Source organism: Micromonospora sp. RV43 (assembly GCF_001029515.1).
Taxonomy (GTDB): Bacteria; Actinomycetota; Actinomycetes; order Mycobacteriales; family Micromonosporaceae; genus Micromonospora; species Micromonospora aurantiaca.
In genome coordinates, this window is the sequence record NZ_LEKG01000175.1 from 1 (window position 1) to 16831 (window position 16831).

The 16831-nt window shown below is 69.7% G+C and carries 12 protein-coding genes; 10 read left to right on the forward strand and 2 right to left on the reverse strand.

Annotated elements, in window-relative coordinates; translation table 11 throughout:
• Positions 1-138: 138 nt before the first annotated feature.
• From ABD52_RS30525 to ABD52_RS30570, 10 genes are all read left to right on the forward strand, one after another.
• Positions 139-1608, forward strand: a complete 1470-nt coding sequence (locus tag ABD52_RS30525; protein ID WP_047894041.1) for an SCO6880 family protein — start codon at positions 139-141, stop codon at positions 1606-1608.
• Positions 1605-3188: a hypothetical protein gene (locus ABD52_RS30530; protein ID WP_225319871.1), complete on the forward strand. Its 1584-nt coding sequence runs from the start codon at positions 1605-1607 to the stop codon at positions 3186-3188. Before ABD52_RS30525 ends, ABD52_RS30530 begins: the two co-directional genes overlap by 4 nt.
• Entirely contained in the window at positions 3188-5038 is a 1851-nt protein-coding gene (locus ABD52_RS30535) for a type IV secretory system conjugative DNA transfer family protein (protein WP_225319872.1), read from the forward strand. Before ABD52_RS30530 ends, ABD52_RS30535 begins: the two co-directional genes overlap by 1 nt.
• A complete protein-coding gene (locus tag ABD52_RS37695) occupies positions 5038-5640 on the forward strand; it encodes a hypothetical protein (protein WP_053065516.1) in 603 nt (200 codons plus the stop codon). The genes ABD52_RS30535 and ABD52_RS37695 overlap by 1 nt, the downstream gene beginning before the upstream one ends.
• The gene (locus ABD52_RS30545; protein WP_030500395.1) at positions 5637-5891 is read left to right on the forward strand and encodes a hypothetical protein; all 255 of its coding nucleotides are present in this window, start codon (positions 5637-5639) and stop codon (positions 5889-5891) included. The genes ABD52_RS37695 and ABD52_RS30545 overlap by 4 nt, the downstream gene beginning before the upstream one ends.
• Positions 5888-6127, forward strand: a complete 240-nt coding sequence (locus ABD52_RS30550; RefSeq protein WP_047894043.1) for a hypothetical protein — start codon at positions 5888-5890, stop codon at positions 6125-6127. The genes ABD52_RS30545 and ABD52_RS30550 overlap by 4 nt, the downstream gene beginning before the upstream one ends.
• Positions 6124-6615, forward strand: a complete 492-nt coding sequence (locus ABD52_RS30555) for a hypothetical protein (protein ID WP_151015775.1) — start codon at positions 6124-6126, stop codon at positions 6613-6615. Before ABD52_RS30550 ends, ABD52_RS30555 begins: the two co-directional genes overlap by 4 nt.
• On the forward strand, positions 6612-7691 hold the full coding sequence (locus tag ABD52_RS30560) for a M23 family metallopeptidase (RefSeq protein WP_047894045.1): 1080 nt from the start codon (positions 6612-6614) through the stop codon (positions 7689-7691). The genes ABD52_RS30555 and ABD52_RS30560 overlap by 4 nt, the downstream gene beginning before the upstream one ends.
• A 192-nt stretch (positions 7692-7883) precedes the next feature.
• A complete protein-coding gene (locus ABD52_RS30565; protein WP_047894046.1) occupies positions 7884-8408 on the forward strand; it encodes a MarR family winged helix-turn-helix transcriptional regulator in 525 nt (174 codons plus the stop codon).
• Positions 8409-8499: 91 nt separating this feature from the next.
• Positions 8500-9840: an MFS transporter gene (locus ABD52_RS30570; RefSeq protein WP_047894049.1), complete on the forward strand. Its 1341-nt coding sequence runs from the start codon at positions 8500-8502 to the stop codon at positions 9838-9840.
• Positions 9841-10110: 270 nt separating this feature from the next.
• Here the strand turns inward: ABD52_RS30570 and ABD52_RS30575 are convergent, their stop codons facing one another.
• Positions 10111-15138 carry an ATP-binding protein gene (locus tag ABD52_RS30575; protein ID WP_225319826.1) on the reverse strand — a complete coding sequence of 1676 codons (5028 nt, stop codon included), beginning with the start codon at positions 15136-15138 and terminating at the stop codon, positions 10111-10113.
• Positions 15139-15422: 284 nt separating this feature from the next.
• On the reverse strand, positions 15423-16831 hold a 1409-nt coding region (locus ABD52_RS39905), incomplete at its 5' end, for a hypothetical protein (protein WP_200905268.1).

Consider the following 16831-nt stretch of genomic DNA (forward strand, 5'->3'; position numbering starts at 1 on the left):
CTACCGGCCTCGTCAACCGGCAGCTCAGGGCTGCCGCCAAGACCCGGCGCGCCGTTGCCACCAGACGGTGGGCCGCCGCTGCCGGCGCAGCCGCCGAGATTCCGATCGTGCCCGTGTAGGCGAGCAGAGGAGTAGGGCGTGACTCAGTTCCACTTTCCTCCGCGGTCCACCCGTGGGTCGATCCTGGGCTTCTCCTGGGGGCAGATCGGCACGGCGGTGGCTGGGGTGATCTGCCTGGTCATCGCCGCGAACATGCTGGCGGTCGGCCGGCAGGGCGCCGCCGGTGGTCTGCTGCTGGCGGCGGTGCTGCTGCTCACGATCGGGCTGTTGCGGATTCGGGGTCGCCGAGTCACCGAGTGGACGCCGATCGTCGCGGGGGCTTTGGCGCAGCGGGTAGCCCGGCAGGACCGCTACCGCGGCGCGGTGTGGGCGGCGAATCCAGGCACGAAGCATCTGCACCTGCCCGGCCCGGCGGCCGGCTACCAGTGGCTACCGGCGGTGGCTGCGGACGGGCTGACCGAGGTGGGGTTGCTGCACCACCGGCGGGAGGGCAGCGTGACCGCGACGCTGACGTGCGCGGGCAGCAACCTCGTCCTGGCGGACACGTCGGTGCAGCATCAGCGGCTCACCGCGTGGGCGGACGTGGCGAACCTGCTCGGCACCGAGTACGCCGACAGCGGCCTTGCGCGGTGGTCGCTGACGGCGCGAGCGGTGCCGGACGTCAGCAACCGGGCACAGCGGTACCTCGCGAAGCAGGCGGTCGACACCGGCGCGGCGGCGTACCGGTCGCTGGCCGAGCTCACTGCGGCGGCAGGGCCTGGCACGCAGCGCCACGACGTGTTCCTGACCGTGGTGTTCGACGTGCGGAAGCTGTCCGGAGAGGTCGCCGACGCGGGCGGCACGGACGCGGCTATCGCCACGGTGGTGCTGGACAAGCTGACCGGTGTTCGGGCGGCGGTGCGGGAGGCCGGCATCGAGACTGGGGGCTGGTTGACGCCCCGGCAGTACGCGGCGGTGCTGCGTGGCCAGTTCGACCCGGAGGACAGCGACCTCGAGGTGGCGCCGCACGCGGCGGGGCCGGTAGCGGCGGAGACGGTGGGCTGGTCGTCGTACCGGCACGACTCCGGTTTCTCGCAGACGCTGTGGGTGTACGAGATGCCCCGCCAGCCGGTCCCGATGACGTGGATGACGCCGCTTTTCACCCGCACCGTCGGCCGGCGCACGGTGACGGTGGTCGCCGAGCCGGTGCCGGCGCAGCTGGCGCAACTGGCGACCCGGCGGGACAAGGTCGCCCGCGCCGGTGACGAGGTGACCAAGCGGCGGATGCGGCTGGTCCGCACCGCCCGGGAGGACGAGGAAGCCCGCGCGGTCGAGCAGATCGACCGGGAGCAAGCCGCCGGGCACGTCCGCTACCGGTACGCCGTGCTGGTCACCGTGACGGCCGACAGCCCGGAGCAGCTGCGCTACGACGTGCGCGCCGTCAGGCGGGTTCTGGGACGGTGCGGCTGCCAGGCGGTGGTGCTCTACGGCGAGCAGGACCAAGCATTCGTGGCCGGGGCGCTGCCCCTAGCGCGCGGCCTCAAGCCGATGCGGGGGTGGTTCGCATGACCCGCATACGCAGGAACACGACACCCCGGGTACGCCGGGAAGGATCGTGGTCACAGCGCCTTGCTGATTCCGCCGCCCGGCGCGACCTCGCGGCGGCGCAGGCGGACCTCGCACGGGAGCAGCGGGCACTGCGGCGGCTGACCGAGCAGCTTCTCGGCCCGCCCTCGGTAGACGGCCGGGGGGCCTTTGGACGGGCCGCGGGACGGGTGTTCTGGCGGCTGCGGCTTCCGCCGCTGGTCACCACCAGCGCGCAACTGTGCAGCGTCTACCCGTTCGTCGCCGACCCGGGTCTGGGTGTGGACGGGCCACTGATCGGACAGGAGGTGTACTCCCGCGCCGGGTTCGTGTTCTCTGTGCACGAGCTGTACCGGGCGGGCGTGCTCAGCGCCCCCAACATGGTGGTCACCGGCGAGATCGGGTCGGCGAAGTCGTCGCTGCTCAAGACCATCGCGTTCCGCGGAATCCCGTTCGGGGTGCGGTTCTACATCGTCGACGTCAAGGGCGAGTACGACAACCTCGCCGACGCAGCCGGCATCCAGCCGGTGCGGGTCGGCCCCGGCTCCGGGGTGGTGATGAACCCTCTGACGGGCATCCGCCGACTGCCCGATCAGGGTGAGGCGGAGTGGTTGCAGATCCAGCGGGCACGCAGACTGCTGCTGCTGGAAGGGCTGCTGGAGATCCAGCTCGGCGGGCCGCTGAGCGAGGCGGAACGATCCCTGGTCGAATACGCCCTCGACGCGGTCACCCGCGCCGACGACGGCACCAGCCCGGACCGGATGGCCACCCCAACCCTGTCCCGGGTCCTGACTGCCATGGGCGACCCGTCCCGGTGGGCGCACCGGCTGGCCGGGGTGCACTACGACGTCGACCAGTTCACTGCCGACAGCCGCCGTGTCCGCCTGGCACTGGAACGGCTGATCACAGGCGCGCTCGGCGGGATCTTCGACGCCCCGGCCGCGTCGACCCTGACGATCGACTTCGACCAGCCGGGCGCGATCCTGGACCTACGGGCAGTCCGCGCATCAGACCAGATGACGGCCATGGCGATGACCTGCGCGCAGTCGTGGCTAGAGGCCGAGCTGACTCGCCCGAACGCCCCAGCCCGCGTCTGCCTGTACGACGAGTTCGCGCTGGTCAGCCGCCACCTCGGGCTGATGAGGCGCATGCGCGAGCAACTAAAGCTCGCCCGAGCGCTCGGCACGGCGAACATCCTTGCCTTCCACCGTTTCACGGACTTGTCGGCCAGCGGCAGCGCCGACTCCGAGCAGGTCCGCATCGCCCGAGGGCTGATCGAGGACACCGGCGTGCGGGTGTCCTACCGACAAGCCCCGGGCTCACTGGAGGCGGCACGCGAGTTCCTGGGCACCACGGACGTGGAGACCAACCTCCTGCTGCACCTGCGCCGCGGTGTCGGGCTGTGGAAGGTCGGGCTGCGCTCCTACGTCGTCAAGCACCAGCTTTCCTCGATTGAACGGCGCATGGTCGACACCGACAGCCGGATGCGGCAAGCCCCCGATGCCGAGCCGGAGAGGGTGCCGTCGCCGGGGGAGCAGGATGCCGTGGTGGGGCAGGTGCGGTGATGGCCGGCTCACTCATGTCTCCGGGACACCGGCTGCCCCGCCGGGGGGCGGCCCGCGCCGACATCCTGGCCCGACTGGCGCTTGCGGGCATCGCGGCGCTGCTGGTGCTGTCGGGCACCGTCACGCTGTGGCTCGCCGGGCAGGCCGGCGGGCTGCTCACCCACGCGGCCTGGCCGGACAGCTCACCCGCCGACGCCCCAGGCATCGCCCTACGGTTCATCACCAACCCGGGCGACCCGGTCCAGGCGTGGCCGCCCGCTGCCCGAGACACGCTGCCGCCAGCGCCCCTGCTGTACGGGCTGTGGGTCGTCCTGCTCAGCGCCACTGTCGTCGGCATCGGCGCGGTGACGATGCGGGCGGCGCGGCGGTGGGTACGCCGGCGTGGCTTCGCCGGCCGTAAGGACCTCGACCGCGTGGTGACGGCCGAGGCGGTGCTGCGCCGCGTCGACGTGCTGCGGCCGGGCCTGACCATCCGCGACGCCGACCGGCCCGAGACCGTGGCGGTGAAGCAGCGGCGCCGTGCGGACCCGCTGGAGGTGGCCCGGCTGCTCGGCCACCATGCGCTGACGGGTGAGCCGCTGTACCTGGCCAACGAGTACACCGAACTGCTCGCCGGGGCGGCCCGGTTCGCCAACAAGACGAGCCGCTACATCATCCCGAGGGTCGCCGACGCCCGCGGCGCGGTCATCTCCACCTCCACTCGGCTAGATGTCGCGTCGGTCACCTACGACCTGCGCGCCGAGGTCGGCCCGACGTGGATCTTCGAGCCGCAGGGCCAGGTGCCGGGAGTGCCGCGACTGCGCTGGTCACCGATCGACGGGGCGGAGGACCCGGACATCGCGGCGCTGCGCGCCAAGGGCTTCGCCGCCGGCGCCGGCCTCAAGGGCAACGTCGACAACGGCCAATACTTTCAGGACCAGGCGGCGTCGATAATCCGCGGGCTGCTGCACGCCGCCGCCCTAGACGAGCGGGCCACGATGACCGACGTGGCGAGCTGGGCTGCCAACCCCGCCGACCCGCGCGCCGAGCGGATCCTGCGCCACCACGGGCAGACGGTGTGGGCCGACCGGCTCGCTTTCCACCGAGAGACCACGGGCCGAAGCCGCGATGCCATCCAGTCGGTGGTGTTCGGCGCGCTCGACGCGTTCAGCAACCCCCGCATCCTGCACGCATGCTCACCGCCGCGCGGGCAGCAGTTCCACCCCGAGCAGTGGCTCGACGAGTCCGGCACCCTCTACCTGGTCGGCACCCGCAGCGGGCAGGCGCTGATCGCGCCGCTGTTCGCCGCCATCGCCGAGGACATCATCTACCGCACCCTGCAACGGTCGTTCCTCGCGCCGGGCGGGCGGGTCGAGCCCTGCCTGTACCTGATCGGTGACGAGATCACCAACATCGCGCCGCTACCGTCGCTGCCCGCGCTGGCATCCGAGGGCGGCGGCGCCGGCATCGCCCTGTCGATCGCCTGCCAGAACACCCACCAACTGGAAGAACGGTGGGGCCGCGACGGCGGCCAAGCGCTACGCGACGGCGCGAACGCCCGCTTCGTGATGGGCGGCACCCAGGACGTCAACGCGCTCAAGGACGCCCAGTCGCTGCTCGGGCAGGTGCAGGAGTTGTCCTCGGCGGCGTCCTGGGGTGGCGGTCGGGCCAGCGTCCAGGAGAACACCCGCCGGGAGTACCTGGTCGACCTGGCGGAGCTGCGCACACTGCCGACTGGGCATGCCCTGGTGCTGCTGGGCAACATGCCACCGGTCGAGGTGGTGCAACCGGCCTGGTGGGAGCGCACGGACGCCGACCGGTTCCAGCGGGCGCAGGCCGCTTTCAGCGCCCGACTGCGGGAGGCACGCTGATGCCGGATCGCACCTTCCTGTTCGACATCCCAGAGCAGGCGTCACCGCAGGAGCGCGCGACCGCCGAGCTGGCCGGGCTGATCGACACGCTGCGCGGCGCGGTGGAACAGCTCGCCGAGGCGCACGTCGCGCTGTCGGACCGCGTCGACGCTCTCGACAGCCCGACCGGGTTCGTGCCGGCACGGCACTGCTGGCGGGACCTTCACCGCGACGACGCCCGCGAGCTGTGGGCGTGGCTGATCGCCTGGACCCGGTGGCTGTCCGACCGGTACGGGCTGGCGCAGGACCTCGGCGCATGCTGGCCGGCGCATCCGGCCCTGGTGGAGGAGCTGACCGCCCTAGCCGTGTCATGGCACCACGCCTACTCGGCCAAGGCGGACCCTGACGCGCCACTGCGGTGGCACGAGGCGCTGCACCGCGCACGCACCCGCTGGCAGCAGTGGGACACCACCCGATGCCGACACGGCCAGCACACCCCCCGCAGCCCGGACGCCGTCTGGTCGCAGCCGTGGCCCGATACCGCCGACCAGGCGGTCAGCGAGGACATCCGCGCACGGCCGACGCCCGCGGCGGCGACCCAGGAGGTAGGGGGCAGCAAATGACACATCCAGCCGAGATCACCAGCGTCTGGGACTGGCAGCGATTCGAGGCCGCCCTTACCGGGCTGCGCGTCGGGGTCGACACCCTCGACGACTTCATCGCCGGCATCCACGACGCACGCGACACCTGGCAAGACGACGAAGAGAGGCAGCAGTGGACAGACATCGACGAGCAGACACGACGGGACACGGAGCTGGACTGGGCCAGCGACGGGCACCTCGACGGCGACTACACCCGCGACGTCGACGAATGACGACAAGCACCTCATTCGACGCTCCGCTCGCCGCGATCACCAACAGCCTCACCCAACTGCGCGACGACGTCGGCTCCCTCGTTGACGCGGCCAGCCGGCATCCCACCGCGCAGCGGCGCGCCGCGCTGGTGGACGTCCACCACCAGTTGCGCTTGCTCGGGCAGCGCGTCAACGCCGCGCTCGGCTCCCCGCCAGCCCAGGACCCGCCGCCCCACGAGCCCCCGGAGCAGGCATGACCCGCACTCGCAGCCGAGGCACACTCCTGGTGGCTGCGATGCTGCTGGCAGCCGGCTGCACCAGCCGTACGACCGGAGCTCCCGCCCCGCAGGCAAGCAGCCCTCCGGCGGTGACACCGCCGGCCGACATGCTTCCGGACCCTGACGGTGTCCTGCCCACCCGCTCCACCGCCGCGGACCCCGCAGCCGCGGCCACGGCGACACGGTTCGTCGCCCGGTGGGCACGCCCGGACCTGCCCGCCGCCCAGTGGCGCGCCGACGTGCGCCCGTACGCCGTGCCCGGCTACGCGGACCTGCTCGACACCGTCGACCCGGCCAACGTGCCCGCCACCCGGGTCACCACACCCGGCCGCGTCGTCACCGCCACCCCTGATCGGGCGGAGGTCGACGTCGGCACGGACGCGGGCGTGCTGCGCGTGGTGTGCGTAAGCGACGGCCAACGCTGGCTGGTGGCGACCCTCGGGATGCCGGAGGTCGCCCGGCGATGAACGGAAAGCGGGTCGGCGTCGGCGTCGCTGTGGTGGCTGCGCTGCTGGTGGTGTGTGGCCTGCCGTTAGCGTCGGTGATCACCGAAGCGCCGGCCGAGGCCTGCGCTCCCGCTGCTGCCCAGGCCACGAGCAGCGCGGGCACGCGCGCCGGGGTCGGCCGGTGGAACAGCGAGCAGGTCACCAACGCGGCCACGATCGTCACCGTCGGCCAGCAGCGGGGGATACCGGCCCGAGGCTGGGTCATCGCGGTGGCCACGGCGATGGTCGAGTCCAGCCTGCGGAACCTGCGCGGCGGCGACCGCGACTCCGTTGGCCTGTTCCAGCAACGGCCCAGCCAGGGATGGGGCACCCCGACGCAGATCCTCGACCCGGTCTATGCCGCCGGGAAGTTCTACGACAAGCTGCTGCGCATCCCCAACTGGCAGCAACTGCCACTGACCGTCGCCGCGCAACGGGTCCAGGTTTCGGCGTTCCCCGACAAGTACGGCGAGTACGAGCAGGACGCCGAGCAGGTCGTCGCGGCCGTGACCGGCGTCGCCACGATCAGCGACCTGCCCGGGGCCAGCCTCGCCGTGTGCGGCGGCGCCCCGAACGTGGCTGCGTCGGGATGGACCCTGCCCGTGCAGGCCGCCGTGGGCAGCGGCTACGGGCCGCGGGCCGGACGGCTGCACGCTGGCGTGGACCTGATCGCCGTCCGCAACACCGTCATCCGCGCGGCCAGCTCTGGCGAGGTGGTGTGGTCCGGCTGTGACCCCGGCACCGGCAGCTGCGACATCGACGGCAGTCCGAGCACCCGCGGATGCGGCTGGTACGTGGACCTGGTGCACGCCGGTGGTTACGGCACGCGGTATTGCCACATGGTTCGCCGCCCCGACGTACGCGTTGGCGACACCGTGCAAGCGGGCCAGCCGATCGGACTGGTTGGCACCAGCGGCCATTCCTCCGGTCCGCACCTGCACTTCGAAACTCACCAGGCGGTTTGCGGCGGATCGCGCTGCGACCTGAGCACCGCCAACTCCACCGATCCGGTGCCGTTCATGCGCGAGCGCGGCGCCCCGCTTGACGAGAGCAGGTGAGGCCCGACCTCGCACCACGACGCCACATCCGACAGCGCACACATCACGGGGGTGAAACATGCGCACCGACCAGAACCAGCATCCATGCCTGCCCACACCTGAACCGCCGCCACCGGCCGACCGTGCCGGCAGCAAGGGCCAACATCGCGACCGGCACACCCTGCGCCGACCGCGACACCTGCGGAGGCCACGATGAGCGCCTCCACCCGGCGGCAGATCGCAGGGGTCTACCGCCCACCCGTCAACTCTCGACCGGCCCCGCCGCCGCGCCCGGACGCAGTGGCGCAGCTGTGCCGCACCGCGAACACCGTCCGCGCGCATCTCGAACGCACGGTGTTGCGGGAGGCGGGCATGACCTGGACCAGCTACGACGTGCTGGTGCTCATCTGCGCCCGGAGAGTGGTCGAGCCTCGCGCCATCGCCGTGGAGGTGGGCATCGCCAAGGCCACCCTCACCAACACGCTCAGCGCGCTCGTCGATCGGGACTTGGTGCGCCGCCAGCTACACGAGCGTGACCGCCGGCGCGTCGTCGTCAGACCCACGCAGGCCGGCCTGGACCTTGCACGGGAGCTGCAACGCCTCGTGCACGCCCGGCAGGCGGAGCTGTTCGCCGGCCCAGGGATGCCGCCAAGAGACAACATCGCCCACGTGCTGCGGGTGGTTGCCGCCCGCTCCCGCCCGGACGACGCCACCCCGAGGGGGGAGGGCGCCCGGTGACCGGCAACATCCGATCGCCGCTCCCCTCTCGGCGGCGTCCGTGCCCGTGGGACAGCGGCGAAGGTGGGACCCAATGACACGGCGGACGACCATGCTGGCCGAGAAGGCCGTTCCCCATAGCGAAGTGCCCAACGCCCCCGGACCCGGATGGCGGCTGGGCGTCCTCTACGGGCCCGCTGTCTACGGCGTCAGCGCCGCCGCCGTCGCGCTCCCGGACGCAGCCCAGCATCTTCGCGCCAGCGGCCCAGCGCTCGCATGGATCCTCACCGCGTACGCCGTGGGCATCGGCGTCGGTGCGGTCACCGCCGGACGCATCACCGATCTCTGGGGCAGCCGTCCGGTCCTCCTGATCGCCGTCACACTGCTCACCACCGGAGCGCTGGCATGCGCGGTCGCCCCCAACCTGGCCGCCGTCGTAACCGGTCGAATCCTGCTGGCAGTGGGCTCCGGCGCGGTCAAAGCCTCCGCGCTCACGATGGCCGCCCACCTGCCGGCACCGCAACGCCCGGCGGCATTGGCCCGATTCGGCGCCTGCCTAGCCGCGTTTGGTGCCACCGCGCCGCTGGCCGGAGCAGTGACGGTGGCCTGGTCGTGGCGGATGGCACTCGCCCTGCCCGTGCTGTCCATCGCCGCAATCCCGCTCTGCTGGCCCCTGACCACCCCACGCCGGCACCGGGAGCCGCTGGACTGGCCCGGAGCGGCACTGCTCGCGGTCGTCGCCGCCGGACTCCTCCTGACCGCCCAAACCGCGGCCCAACACACCAGCGCGATCACCATCACGGCGACGGCTGCCGCCACCACAGCCACCGCCCTCATCCTCGCCATCCGCAGCCGACGCCACTCCGGCGGATTCGTCCTCGACACCGTCCTGTTGGCCGCATGGTTCCGGCGCGCGGCGCTCGCCGGTGCGGGCGTGTACGCCGGCCTGTTTGCCATCCTCTACGCGGCACCGCACCTGCTGACGAAGCTTGGCTACGGCACCACGCACATCGGGCTGCTCCTGCTGCCCGGCGCCGCCGTTGGTGCCGCGCTGGCCCGAGGCGCCGCATCCGCCGCCCGCCGCCTGCCTGCCCGGTACGTCCTGTCGGCAGCCAGCCTGCTGGTCGCGGCCACACTGTGCTACGCCGCCATCGACCCCGGTCCGATCGGCGTCACGGCAGCCGCCACGGCCGCATTCGCCGCCTCGGCGATCGCGCAGATGCTGCTCACGGCAGAAGCCACCAAACACGCCCCTCCACCTTGCCGCGGTGGAGCGATCGGACTACTCACCCTGGCCACCTTCGTAGGCGGTGGCGGCGGTACCGCACTCTGCGCCGCACTGTGGCAGCCATGGGGACCAGCCGCCACCCTCGCCATCACCGCACTGCCCCCCGCCGTAGGCGCCGCCGCAGCCTGGCGACTGCGCCCCCCAAGCAACGGGCGCCCCTACTAACATCGATTGAGAGGATGTCCATGGCCCAGGCACCCACCATTTGCCCGACCTGGGCCCTCAACTCTGCGCCCTCTTCGACAAGCTCGCCACCGCAGACCGAATGGGCCCGACCGGCGGCACGTCCATCAGTGGCTTTCGCGCATTCGCACCACTGCTCGCCTTCGCGGTCTACAACAACGGCGACGCAACTGCGACCCCGCCCACCTGAGCTACCCCTGCGACCCCGCATGTGAAGCCATCAGATTCTTCTCGGGCACCAAAGCTGCTGGGTTAGGTGCTGAATGGGGCAAGGCCTGAGTTTCCGGCGACCACGAGAGCGTCAACAAGGGCTTGCCACTGCGGGAGCGTCCCGTGCTCTTCGACTTCTGCGCGGATCGCTGTCAGCCACTCGTTGGACGACCATGACTGGTTGACCGTGACTTGGTCGTGTTGGATGCAGAGGTCTTCAACCCAGGCGAGTCCGCGGGTGGCTTGCTCTTCGATCGGCAGCTTGCGTACGAGCCGGATCAGCGCATCGACACAGCGCGCCTCCCCCTTGCCCACAGGCAGCCACTGATCCACTAGGTCGGTGAGTTGAGCCGGGTCGATCCAGTCGATGGGTGGGCCGGACAGCTCGTTGTACATGCCCTGCGTCCATGGTAATGGATCGGGCAGCAGGGCGGCCGCGGCCCAGGATCCCCAGGTACGCTCGTGGTAGACGTTGGGCTCGTCGTCTGCGTATGTGAGGGCGTGGGTGAGCAGCTCTGGCCATGTGCTTCTCGCCGCCTCGGCGAGGATGTCGCTTTCGGCGCCGGCCGCGGCGAGTCCGTGAAGGATGTTCACCAGCAGTCCCGCGTCGCTTCGCAGGACGTCGAGGTGTTCGAGTATCGGGCTCGGGTTTCCGTCGACCGCGTAGGACTGCAGCAGGGCGCGCGCTGCGACGAGCGTGTGCGTTCCTCGATGGTCCGCAGTCCAGCCTCTGCTCTCGTGCCGCACCATGGCGCTCCGCTGGACGGCAAGCAGGTCGAAGAGGAGTTGCTTCGCGTCGATCGTCACGCAGTGGCCGGTAGTTGCTGCGACACCCAGCGCGCGGATTGCCGGATCGAGGACGGCGATATCAACAGATTTGCCGTCGAGTTCCTTCAGACGTGCGGTCAGGTCGCCCTCGATCCTGACCCTTGCCCTGCGCTGAGTATGAACGTTCCATGGCCCGAACTCGGCTCCGCGAGCTGTCTCGATGACCCATGCGAGCGCTGTCTTGTGGACGCAGTCCGTGCCGGCACACTCTGACGCCCAGAGAACGTCGCATCCGCGGGCTAGAAAGAGGCGTGTTTCGAGCGGCGCCTTGCTGGCCAGGGCGAGCCCCGCCGCGGCGACGTCGGCGACGGTTACGCCTGCCTCGGAGAGTGCGGGGGCGAGTGCCGGTGTGAGTAGGGCGGGTAGGGCTCGCGCGGCGGCTCGGTCGGCACCGAGTTGGAAGTATTGGCCTTCGTCGCGTAGGTCTTCGGAGTCGCGGAACGCTGCAGCGATTGCCACCACGAGCTCGACAGCGAACGCCCCTTCGTTGCCTAGGGCTTCGGGTTCGCCGTTGACGACCCGCTCGATGGCTGTTCGTGCGACTTGTGCGGCGGCGTCGTGCGGACGCATGTGCATGGCGTGCTGTTCGGCGTTGAGGAGTGCGTGCGCGGCGGCCAGGTCGTCGGCGATCTCCGCCGCGGTGGGCGGCTCGTGGTCGTCATGGAAACTCGCTGACCCCCAGTAGCGGTTCTGGAGGCGCAGTACTGTTTGAACCTGCCCTTGTTGGGCGACAGACTCGGCCTGCGCTGCAATTGCTTCGGGCGGCGGCACGACTTGCAGGTAGAGGCGGCCGCCGTCTTTGGTGAGCTGGTATCGGGATTCGTCGAGGTTGGCAGCCCAGTTCAAGACTCGGCCTGATTCGAGACCCTGTCGGACACCGTTGGCGACGAGTTCTTCACCGATACCGCGAAGCTCGGCGCGTCGTTCCTCATCGGCGTGAGTCATGAGCCAAACGGATACTTCTCGTGGCGTCCATTGGCGACGTTCTGGGTGCGTGAGGCCTTCCGAGGAGGCCCGGAATCCGTAATGTTCGCTGGTCGCACGGCTGAACTCGAGGATCCAGACGGCAGGCTCGGCTAGGAAATGGTCGAGCTGGCTGCCGGCCTTTTCGATGTTTCGGGCGAACAGCCCATACAACATCCCTGGGATTGCGAGGTTTTCGCAGCCGTTGAGGAGGTACTCGGCGATGAGCTTTGGGGTGGCGCCCGCATTCAGTAGTGATTCGGCGACGCGTTCCATGGCTTGGAGCGCGCTCATACAGGGGTTCGGGCCGACAGATGTTCCTCGATACCAAGCCCATACGTGGCCGTCACCGACGTATTCGCGGGATTCACCGGTAAGATCAAGCGCGATGCCCGAGGAGCCATCGTCCACCTCGGCCTTGCTGCCGCGCTCGCCTGCGGGTTGTTCGAGCGCGTTGAACGACCGGTTCAGTCGTGAGGTGGTTTTGACTCGGATTCGTGCGGCGTGGTTGAGGATGTTGTTGAGCACTCGGATTGATGTGGTGAGTTGTGCGGCGTTGAACAATTGCCAAAACCCGCCGAAGTAGTACGCGGCAAACGGTGGCCCGAAGCCCATCCAGCGTCCTTGGTGATCACGGATGCCTTCGTCGTGGTAGTCCCAGTCCCAGTCGCCATCGGCGTCCTCGTCGATGTAGTAGGCCTCCATCAGAGCCCCGAGGAGTGCGGGATCGTGCTGAGCGATGCTACGGGCACTGAACGGTGCGTCTACGGCTGGTGCGAGGAAGGCAGGCGCGTCTTCAGCGAGCGTACGCAGGCACGCTTCGATGTCGGCGTTGATGTCGGGTCCGAGCAGCGCCAAGGTTTCGACGAACTCGTCGTCCGTGACCTGGTAATCCAGGACCCTGCGCTGGCGTCGCCGCCTCGCCGGCCGGGCGGGTAGGGCATCCTCGGTTGCCTGCTTCCGCGGGAACTGTGCCCAGAACGCCAGCAGGCGCCCTCGAAGCGCTTCACGCAGTTCGTGGCCCGCTGGCTCATACGCCACGACGAGTGCCTGGAGCCAATTCGTGAGGACTTCGAATGCCTGCTTGGAGATGTTCCAGGGCTCTGCCTGGTCGATCAGGTAGCGTGCGACGGGTGCCCCGAGCGCCGGGTGGACGAAGCCGTCAAAGGAGAACCGCTGTCGTACGATGCGGAGGACTTCGGACAGTTGTAGGTCGTCCGTGCCGGTGTCGACCGTGGTTTTAATGCACTCGTATGCGGCCGGTGTATCGAGGACTGCCTCGATGGGAACGTCCGCCCATCTGGAGCCGTGTGCGCCGGCGATCCTGTGGAAACCCGAGACCAGCCGCCGGAAGGTCCGTTCGGGCTGGCGAGCTGGGTCAACCAGGAGGCCTTTGCATGCGAGGGTGACAGCAGAGAGGGTCCACCTTGGTACGCCGGCGGCCTGGAGTGTGTCGGCGACCTGTCCGGAGCGGACGAGGTGGATGGCAGTTGCGTAGCGGCGCACTTCGTCGTGTGCGAACTGTGGGTGCTGACGGTAGATGTTGGGCGGTGCCAGAAGGTGATCGGCCCGCAAAGCATCGACCGCAGCGGGGTCGAGAGCCCCCGATGCAAGCAGGGCATCCGGCCCAGCCAGTGATGCTGCCGCCAACGCGAGGAGCGTTTCTTCACGTGCCTGTGGTGAGCCCTGGATGCGACGCCCGTCGCCGCGGACGACCTTGCTCCAGATAGCTTCGAGACACTCCCACTCGCTCATCGGGCCGTCGAGTGCGAGACCCGTACGAGAGAGCAGATCAAGTACGACGAGGCGCCTGAGTAGGGACGTGGCGGACAGGTTCCGTAGGAGCCCACGCAGCAGTGGGAATCGTTGCGTGACTCGGGCCAGTTCGTCGTCGTCGAGGGGTTTGACCTCGAACGTTTGGATGGATTGTTGACGGCCGACGCTTAGCTGTTCGCGGACAAACTCGGCTGCGGGGTCTGCGGTTATCGCCACGACTCCCAACCCGGCCTTCCAAGCAGCGTCGAGGAGGTCTCGAAGAAATCCAGCTGACCGTTCCACGGCTGCGTCTGCGGCGTCGACGACCAGGACTCGACTTGGCGCGGATACTTCTGCCACTACCTGGCCGACAGATGCCCCCAGCATGTGCCGGAGCTCGACGGGAGTGCTCGGCAGGTCTCGGAAGTTGACGACGACTGCTTCGAATACCCCGGATTCGGCGGTCTCGAGTTCCCTGATGGCAGAGAGAGTAAGGGCGCTCTTCCCGGTTCCCGAAAAGCCGGTGACGAGCAGTGCACCTCGTTCAGAAGCGACTCGACGGAGTTCGGCCGCGAGGCCTGCACGTCGTTCGGTAAACGGCAGTTCGAGTAGGCCACCGCCGTCAGCGTCAGCGCCGAGGGTGCTTCGTACGGTGCCGAACGCAACGGCTCGGTACTGGTTCAGGACGTCCCACGCCTGTCTGGTGCGCGTGGACGGGACGTCGAGGAGCAGGTGGGTGTCTCTCCGTAACACGTTGAGGTCGACTACGGCCCCCATCGCGTCGTAGCGGCCGGCGTTTACTGCGAGCCGATCACGAAGTCCGACGCCGTCTGCGGTGGGGGCTGCGATGCGGTCCAAGGAGGTGGCGACGGCGGTCCAGTCTGTCTCGTCTGGGCTCTGCAGTCTGAACCCGAGGATGCGAAGCCGTCTAAGGAGTGCCCAGGTCAGCTCCAACACCTCGACTTCAGGGCGTGCCTGATCAAGAGCGGCTGCAACCATCTGGCGCAAGTACTTGTAGCGGCCCCGGACGCTCTGCGACCAGCGGCCTTCGGTTTCTAGGGCAGTGTGGAAGCTCTTGGCGTTGCGGTTTGTTCGGGCGATGTCGCACACCTTGGCGACCTGTTCCCATTCGGTCTTCCATCCTGCGACCGCTACGGCAACGTGTCCGTCAGGGTGTGTGGCCACTTCGTCGAGCAGCGACTTCACCAACTTGACCGTCGGTGGATCGCTGGGGACGAAGTGTGGTGTCGCTCGGCATGCGATGGCGAGCTCGACCTCCCGGTCGCCGGCTACAACGAGGAGGTCGTCGACTGGGTGCGCGGGCCCGGTTTGGAACGCGAGCGACCGGACGGGGAGATCGTTCGTTTCGGTGTGACGGCTGCCGGTGAGCATGCTCCCGAGGTAGGTGACGGCAACGCGGTGGGCAAAGGTAACTCCGCCTCCGCCCGTTGAGTAGGTGTTTGCGCCGGTCGGTGTCGTCGCCGCTGCGTCGGTGGCGGCGGGAGTCTCGTTCGGGCTGTTCATCACATCTCCGGCATGCGCTTCTCACGGCTCCGCTTCGCACAACACTCTAGGGCGGCCGCCCGACACAACCGAAGTCTCTGGTCGCCTCGTCCGAGGCAAGTCACCTCCTGACTGAGGCCGCCGACCGGACATACAAATCGCGGGGGCCGGTCTTGGTCCTAGCCTCGGCCGCCGCGCGCCAGCAAACCGACATCGTCCTGGTTGATGATGACGGCGGACATTAGGTGTGCGCCGGGCCGGTGGCGTGGTTACCACCATGGCTCGTCGACGAAGGCGGTCGTGTATCAATCAATCTCCGTCTCGTTGGTGTTATGGCGGGTGGTGATCCGCTCGTACGCGTCGTGTGCGTGCTGCGGCAGGTGCTCGCGGACCGGTGTGGTGTGGGGCGTCGGGCGGGTGTCGGCTACCGCCTGGACGCGGGCGGTGGTGGCGGCGACGACGTTGGCGAGTGCCGCGTTGCGGCTGGCGGCGCGGCGGGCCTGTTCGGCGGCGGCGGCGAGGCCGGCGTAGCGCGCCGGTAGGGCGCTGTCGTACCAGCGTTTCCATGCCGCGTGCTGGGCGTCAAGGGCGGTGGCGCGTTGGCTGTGCTCGGCGATCTGGTGGTCAAGGCTGGCCAGCTTCTGCTGAAGGCTGCTGACCTGGTCAGCCGCTGCGGCGGTGTGGGTGTGCAGGTCGCGTTGTGCGGTGAGGCGTCGGGTACGTGAGGGGCCGCGATGCCACCAGCGGGGTTGCAACCGTTGCGCGCGCAGCACGGTGTGGCGGTGGGGGGCGTCGGCCGCGGCGAGCAACTGGGTGAGGTCGTGACGGTGGTGTTCGGTGTCGGTGAGGGCGCGGTAGGTGGCGCGCAGCTCGTCGGCGACGTAGGCAGGTGCGGTGCCGTCGATGTCGCGTTGCGCGGTGATGAGGCGGGTGAGTTCGGCGTCGGGTGCGGTGGTGAGCTTGCCGGCGAGGGCGGCGGCGCCGAGGACGAGTCGGGCCCGGTGCCAGGCGTTCCAGCGGGTGATGTCGCTGGTGCGGGGCTCGGGTCCGATGGGGTGGTCACCGATCAGCTGATAGGTGTCCCGGTAGGCGGCGACGACTTCGGCGCGGGTGAGCCATTGTTGGCGGCCGAAGTCGTCGGTGGGGATGTCGCCGAGGGCGAGGCTCCAGGCGGGTCGGGTCTGTGCGGCGAGGTGCGCGAGTGCTTCGGCGCGGCGGCCGCAGATGGCGGCGACCTGGCGAAGCGCGCCACCGATGTCGCCGGTGAGGTCGGCCGGGAGGCGGTCGGTGTGGGTGCGCCAGTGTTCTGGGCGTTCGGCGACGGCGGGGTCGGCGGTGGCTCGTTGCATGAGGCGGTCGATGCGCCAGATGAGGACGGCGGCGATGTCGTCTGCGGTGTCGAGTTCGCGTACTCGGATGACGCGGCGGAGGATGTCGCGGGGTTCGTGGCCGGCGGCGGCGTAGGTGGTGAGTCGGTTGATGAGCGCTGGTAGGGCGAGGTCGTGGGCGAGCCGGTCGGCGAGGGCGGGGCCGCTGAGTTGGCGGACGATGGCGAGGTGTTCGGGGATGCGGGCGCGGGCGGTGAGGTCGTCGTAGATGGGCGTCCAGGTGTGCAGGGCGTCGGCGTCGGCCCAGAGCTGCTGTTCGGTTTCGGTGGCGGAGCGCTCGGGTGCGCTGCGGCGCATGATGTCGGCGAGAACGGCGACGCGGGCGG